Here is a 6586-nt window from a genome sequence, read left to right on the forward strand (position 1 = left end):
CGTCGGCCTGTTGGTGCTGGTAGGTAGTCGGCGATGAGGGCCCATTGGTCATCGGTGAGTAGTTGGAATCGAGACACGATTCCAGGGTTTCAGAATCCCACCGCGATATTTATCAGACACGCCCTAGTGACCGACTGCTCAATGAGATTCGCGAACACCTGCTGCTTTGATTGCGGAAAGACGTCGCCAGTGGTGAAGTGATAGTCATTTTCGTTCTCTATGTACCAGGCGTCGGAGAGAATGGGGTCGACCGCGACGAACTTCAAACCTCCGGTCAGTCCATGAAACAAGGCCCCGGTTCCGCCCTTAGAGGCGCCGAACAGGACGACGTTCCGCGAATCGATTCCATGGCGGTCGATGGTCGATCTGATCAGGTTCTGGATCCTCGTGCTGTTGTCGGGGAGGAAACTCGTATTCAGATAGAACGCGCCTTTGACTCCGCCGACGTCTGCAATCCTCAGGATTGCTGTGTTCCGTGGAACATACTTCATCAAAGTGGCGAACGACGGGCGGAAATATCGGATCAGGCGGGGCTTCGAATTGATCGGTGACATGATGACGACCAGGCGTTCGATCTCACCCGATGGAGGTGCTTCGAACTGGTGGACGATGCCCTCGTCGGACGCTGCGAAGGTGCCGTCCTTCACCGCTGGCCAATGGTGAATAATTCGATCGTGTCTGACGAATCGGCTCTCATCGGCGGTGTTGTAGTAAAGCGAGTAGCCGAGATTTGTCAGCGTCAGCAGCAGAACCTTGGCTGTCTTGCTTTTGAGCGACAACTTCATCATGTCAGCGTCCGGCCTTTCGGCCGAAGACGTGTCGACTCGGAAGTAGCGGGGCAACCCGTCATTGTCCGCGACCATAGAGTCGACTTCATTGGGCTGAGTCTGGAGCGTCAGCCATAGGATGTTGTTCTTCACAACGGTCCTCTCAGATCGTTCGCGGTGTCACCGGCGCGCATGTTCAGCCAGCTTCTTCCAAAAGTGCGAGGCTCCCGGGAACATCACCAATTCGTCGAATTGCGAATCCCCGAATACTCGACGGTATTCTCGCTTATACATCTCGGACAGAAGACTGTCTAGTCCTTCATCGGCGTCCTGGGTTCTTCGAAAAGCCGACGTCAATCGTTTCCAGAATGGTGTTGGCCGCTGCGACTGAGGTGCGACCTCCGACGCTTCCTCCGGATTTCGAGCATGTCTCTCCGCCGTTGTCATGGCCATCTCATAGTCGTTTCGTGCGACGACTGACACCGAGAGGCCCAATTTCCTGATCTGTTCCATCGCGGCTTCATTGGACTTCACTGAATGAGCGACGAACAGAGTCACATCTTTGTCGCCGGCTTCAGCTGCGATCCGCACTGACTCGAGGAAATCTCTGGTCTTCTTACTTTTGTCCAGACGCCCGCCCCAAAATATGATGCTCGGGCGCTTGCGCGTTTCAATGAGGTTCGTTTCAGAAGTGTCTTCCTGAAGGAACCATCTGATCGTCCGATCGGAAGCGTGCCCATCGTCGTGGGGGGCGAATTTCGCCTGCGCTCGTCGGTATTTCTCATCGGGTGTGTACATGTCAGCTGTCAGGTGGTTGACTTCCGCAACCAGCTCGTCACTTGTTGTGACGATTGGGCCGGGGAGCTCACTCTTGTCGAGTAAGAGCCCGCGCTCTTCCGCGTATGCGTCGTAGTCGTAGAGGTAGTGGACAATAGGCTTTCCCGTGGCCAAAAAGTCGAAGAAGATGCTCGAATAGTCGGAGATGAGCAGATCGACTACGGCAAGCAGTTCGTTTGTGACAACACTGGGCGGGGGCACGATGATGCTGCCGTAGTCAACGTCTTTGATGTGCCGAAGCATAATGTGGTGCGCTTGGAAGACCACATTTGCGTTGAGCTTGGTCAGGCTGTCGATGTCCTTTTCGAGCTGTTCCGCATCGAAACGAGCTGAGCCCTTGTTTCCGCGCCAGGTCGGTGCGTAAAGGACCGTCTTCTTGTCAGGGTCGAGTCCGAGCACTTCCCGGATGCGGTTTGACCGTTCCTGCGCATCGTCATCGTCAGATCTTGTCGGGGATAGCCGATCTCGGCCATTGATCCGGAGAAGACGCCGCGGAGAGAGAACCTCGACAGTTCTGTCTCGGTCATGAACGGGCAGGGGGTGAGGACATGGGTGGCCTGCAGCAGATTGTAGACGCTTCCCGCGGCACCAAGTGGTGAGTCCTCAGTTCGGCCCAACGCTTTATATGCGATCCCATGCCATGTGTTGAGATACTTCTGATCGGCTTTTCGAACAAAATGATCGGGCAGCAGAGAATTGCCGATTATGCTGCCTGCGAGCGCAAGGAAGTACATGTGAGCGTCGGTATTGCGTGTGACGAAGGTGATTCGCGGCTCAGCTTTGAGTTCGTCCGGCACCAGAGCCTGAGCTCGGACTGACCACACATGGTGATATTCACGAAACGCAGGATCGTCGTAGATGCGGGCAAACAAGGCGTACGGTGAGTCCATCATTCGAGCGCCGGACATGCTCTCGTAGAAGATCACTTTGGGGTTGGTCGGGACGGCTTCGTTGTATTCGGCCTGCCGAGTCTTCAAGTCTTCGGCATCGCGCAACTTCTTTTTCCAGAAATCATGGCCAGTTGTTCGGCGGTGGCGAAGGAGGCCTTTAGGCGCTTCTCCGGTCTTGTGACTTGGCACGTCTGGACTCTCCGATCGATCGTAATTGGGCGGACGGTTAGTATCCGAACAGCATCGAACGCGATTGCCTCGTCCGTCCTTGCCGGAGTGCCGTGCCTTGGTGTCGCTGTCAGCATTGGCACCATCCGCCGCTACAATACCCAATGACGAATAATTCACTACATCTTTGATCAATGTCTGCCCTGCATTCATCTCATGGGCATCGAAATCGAAACGGAGCACTGTGCACTTGGGACCTCAGTCAAAGCAACTGCTGTTGAAGACACTGCCTTCAGCTACGTCGGCCTACCTCCGCAGGGAGCGCGTCCAATGGGCTAAGCAGCTTCGGCAGAACAAGCGGTCGCTTTTGTCTGCGGTAAGGTCCCGGAAGTTCGTCAAAACTCTGTCGGCTCCTGTGCGCAAAAAGACGATCGTGTGGGAGTCGTTCTCAGGGAATGGTGCCCTCTGCAATCCCGAAGCTCTCTTTCGGCAGATGGTCGATGACGCAAAGTATCGTGAGTTTCGTCATACTTGGGTGCTCTCGACAAAAGCCTGGGACTCCCCATTTCGCGCAGAGTTCGCGAAACATCCACGAGTGGACTTCGTCAAATACAGATCCACAAGCTACTTCGAACGGCTGGAAAGCAGCCAGTACCTCTTCAACAACGCAACCTTTCCCGCCGAATTCATCAAACGGCCAGACCAGACTTACGTCAACATGTGGCATGGTACTCCGCTTAAGAAGATGGGCTACGACATCGAGAACGGAGCTGACGGTGCCAGAAATGTTCTGCGCAACTTCATGTCGGCCGACTATTTGGTGTCTCAGAACTCCTTCATGACGAACGAGATGTACCTGGGTGCATACAAGCTAGCAAACATCTTCGATGGCGCGATCATTGAAGAAGGTTATCCGCGAACTGACTCGATGTTCGCATCGAACGCGGGAGATCCAGCCAGAAAGGCACTTCGCCGACGCGGCATCGAGACGGATGGAAAGAAGGTCCTCCTCTATGCACCGACCTGGCGCGGCGAGTCGTTCTATAAGCCGAATGCTGATGCCAATCGCCTGAAGGCAACGCTCCGGACGCTTCGCGAGCGTCCCGAGCTCCAAGACTGGGTGGTTCTCCTCAAGGCCCATCAAGTCATCTTCGACCAGTTGACCGACGATCCCGAGTTCGCGGAATTTCTGATTCCAAACGATGTGCCGGCAAACGAGGCTCTGGCGATGTCTGACATGTTGCTGACGGACTATTCGAGCATTTTCATCGACTATCTGGCGACTGGTCGGCCAATTGCATTCCACATCCCGGATTCTGACAGTTATTCGAGTGATCGAGGGATGTATCTCGATCCGTCTGATCTTCCGGGCCCCACTTCACGGACAGACCAGCAATTGGTAGAAAACGTCGTGGACATGGTTGATGTCGATCGATTCAAATCGGCATTTCCTCGAGAGAGTGAGCGCTATTCCAAGTTGGCATCAGAGCTCACCGTTAAAGACGACGGAAGAGCAGGATCTCGCGTTCTTGACGTCGTGTTCGGAGGGAACGAGGCCAACTACAAAGTCAGGCGTGGCTTCCACGACGGCCGTAAGAAGCTCGTCGTCTATCTCGGCGGGATGATCACCAACGGAATCACTTCCTCCGCACTGAACTTGCTCAACAGCATCGACAGCGATGAGTACGATGTCACCGCGTTCTTCTATCGTTCCGGACAGCGCGATCGCAAAGAGAACGCTGCAATGATCCCTGGACACGTACGTCAAGTGATCAGGGATGCGAGCATTCTTCAATTGCCCATGCTGGGAAGCATGAACGACCTTGAAAACACGAGTTTTGAAGATCTCTCTGAGAGCGATGCCGCTGAAACAATTTGGGACTGGGAGTGGCGACGTATCTTCGGACACGCTCAGTTTGATGTAGCTGTCGATTTCAGTGGTTATTCCTCCTACTGGACCCGAATCGTTGCACACGCAACCGCTCCGCGGAAGGTGATTTGGTTGCACAACGACCTGGTTGCCGATGCCGAGCGAGAGGTCAGCGGCGTGCGACCGCACTTTCGGAACCTGACTGGCGTCTTCAAACTCTATAGAGATTTCGACGCGTTGGTCTCCGTCTCGCCAGACTTGGACAGGATCAATCAGAAGAGCCTTACCCGGTACGCTCCGGCACGGAAGTTCACAAGCGCACGCAATACTATAAACGTTGAGCGAATCCGCACTGGAACCGGCGGATCCATGGCGAGCAACTTCGCTGCAGGAGACTATTCACTTCAGAATCTGGGCCACGCAGTTAAGGCGCTCGGGCAGTTCTATTCATATGACGAGATCATCACTGAGGCTTCCAGGCAGCGCAGTCTCTCGAGCTTCGTGGGAGACGGCGGTGGGGCTACCTTCGTGACCGTCGGCAGGCTCTCACCTGAGAAGAACCATGCAAGACTAATTCGAGCTTTTGCTAAGATCGCCCCTGAGGAACCAGACGCGAAACTGGTGATCATCGGAGAGGGGCCGCTGGAAAATGAACTGAAGCAGTTGGCTGTTTCGTTGGGCATCGCTGGTATGGTGCAGTTCACCGGTCGGCTGCGAAATCCATATTCTGTGATGTCGGCATGCGACTGCTTTGTGATGTCGAGCGACTATGAGGGGCAGCCGATTGTCATCCTTGAAGCCCGAGTTCTGGGGCTTCCGATTGTGACTACACGATTCGGCTCCGTTGAGAGTGCTATGGAAGCCAGCGGCGGACTCATTGTCGACAGGGACGAGGAAGAGCTGGCTGAGGGCTTGAGGACATTCCTTCGTGGTGACATCAGCGCTCGTGCGTTCGACGGAGATGACTACAATCGATCAGTCATGGAAGAGTTCATCCAGGTAGTGTTCGGCAATACGAACGAAGTTATGACGGAGAAGTCGCCGGTGGCCGAACCAATCACATCCACTTCTTGACTCGGAAGACGACGTAAAGAACGACGCCCAGCCCCAGCATGAGTCCTAACGCCATCGGATAGCCGAAGGCCCAATGGAGTTCAGGCATATCGTCGAAGTTCATTCCGTAGATTGCGCCGACAAGGGTGGGAGCGAAGAGGATCGCGGCCCATCCGGAGATCTTCTTCATATCCTCGTTCTGGCGCTGAGCGACCAGAGTGGAATTGACATTGAGGATCTGCGACAGTGCCTCGCGCAGTTCTCCGGCTTCGGCAAGGACTCGGGTGAGGTGATCTGCGACGTCTTCGAGGTAAGCGCGAAGCTCATCGGGAATTCCGTACTTGGCCGCCCCGTTGCCTAGCGCTTGTGTCAGACGATTGAGGTGGGTGGAGTTGTGAAGGACATCGATGACCTCCTGGCTGAGGAGGTAGATGCGTTCGGCAGCCGCGGTGTCCCCACTGAAAACTTGCCTCTCGATGCCGTCCTTCCTGGAGCCCGTCCAGGACGGGGAAGTACCCATCGACTGCTGTATCGAGCAGGCGATAGAGGAGTGCTTCTGGTCCGAGCGCGAGCAGTTCGCGGTCCTTCGTCCAGCTGCGCTTCTCGTTCGTGAAATACTCATGGACTCCACTAGTGTCCGCTGGGATGGGCGTGCCGTCGATGAAGCGGTTTCCCTGACAGATGATGACGAGCACATCGTCCTTCATGAGCAGGTGGAACTCGTTGAACTCGACTTCTTCTTTCGCGTCGATGTAGGTCGCTGATTTGAGGACGACGAAGAGCACATCATCGTAGCGCTCGACCTTGGCTCGCTGGTTTGCGTGGAAGAGGTCGTCGACGAGGACCGGATGCAGGTCCCAGGCTGAAACAAGTTCTGCTAGTGTCCTGCGCCGGTAGTTCGTTGCATTAGTCGTGAGAGAGATTCCAGTATCTCTTCCGCGGTTTTCGTCCACACGAATGGTTGCGGGTCCTCGTTCCACGCCTTAACCCACTCGCGAAGG

The 6586-nt window shown here is 55.2% G+C and carries 2 protein-coding genes and 2 pseudogenes; 1 reads left to right on the forward strand and 3 read right to left on the reverse strand.

The window, feature by feature from the left end:
• Positions 1 to 89: 89 nt before the first annotated feature.
• Positions 90 to 920: an XcbB/CpsF family capsular polysaccharide biosynthesis protein gene (locus BLIN9172_RS17425; protein WP_101556145.1), complete on the reverse strand. Its 831-nt coding sequence runs from the start codon at positions 918 to 920 to the stop codon at positions 90 to 92.
• A 27-nt stretch (positions 921 to 947) separates the two neighbouring features.
• Positions 948 to 2875, reverse strand: a pseudogene (locus tag BLIN9172_RS18935) (CDP-glycerol glycerophosphotransferase family protein).
• A 202-nt stretch (positions 2876 to 3077) separates the two neighbouring features.
• Between BLIN9172_RS18935 and BLIN9172_RS17440 the strand changes: the two are divergent.
• Positions 3078 to 5606, forward strand: coding sequence for a glycosyltransferase (locus BLIN9172_RS17440; protein ID WP_170286975.1), 2529 nt, complete (start codon positions 3078 to 3080; stop codon positions 5604 to 5606).
• On the opposite strand, the pseudogene BLIN9172_RS17445 reads toward BLIN9172_RS17440, so the two are convergent.
• Positions 5590 to 6565, reverse strand: a pseudogene (locus BLIN9172_RS17445) (magnesium and cobalt transport protein CorA). The gene BLIN9172_RS17440 and the pseudogene BLIN9172_RS17445 sit on opposite strands and share 17 nt — an antisense overlap.
• Positions 6566 to 6586 lie beyond the last annotated feature (21 nt).

The organism is Brevibacterium linens ATCC 9172 (assembly GCF_900169165.1).
GTDB classification, from domain to species: domain Bacteria; phylum Actinomycetota; class Actinomycetes; order Actinomycetales; family Brevibacteriaceae; genus Brevibacterium; species Brevibacterium linens.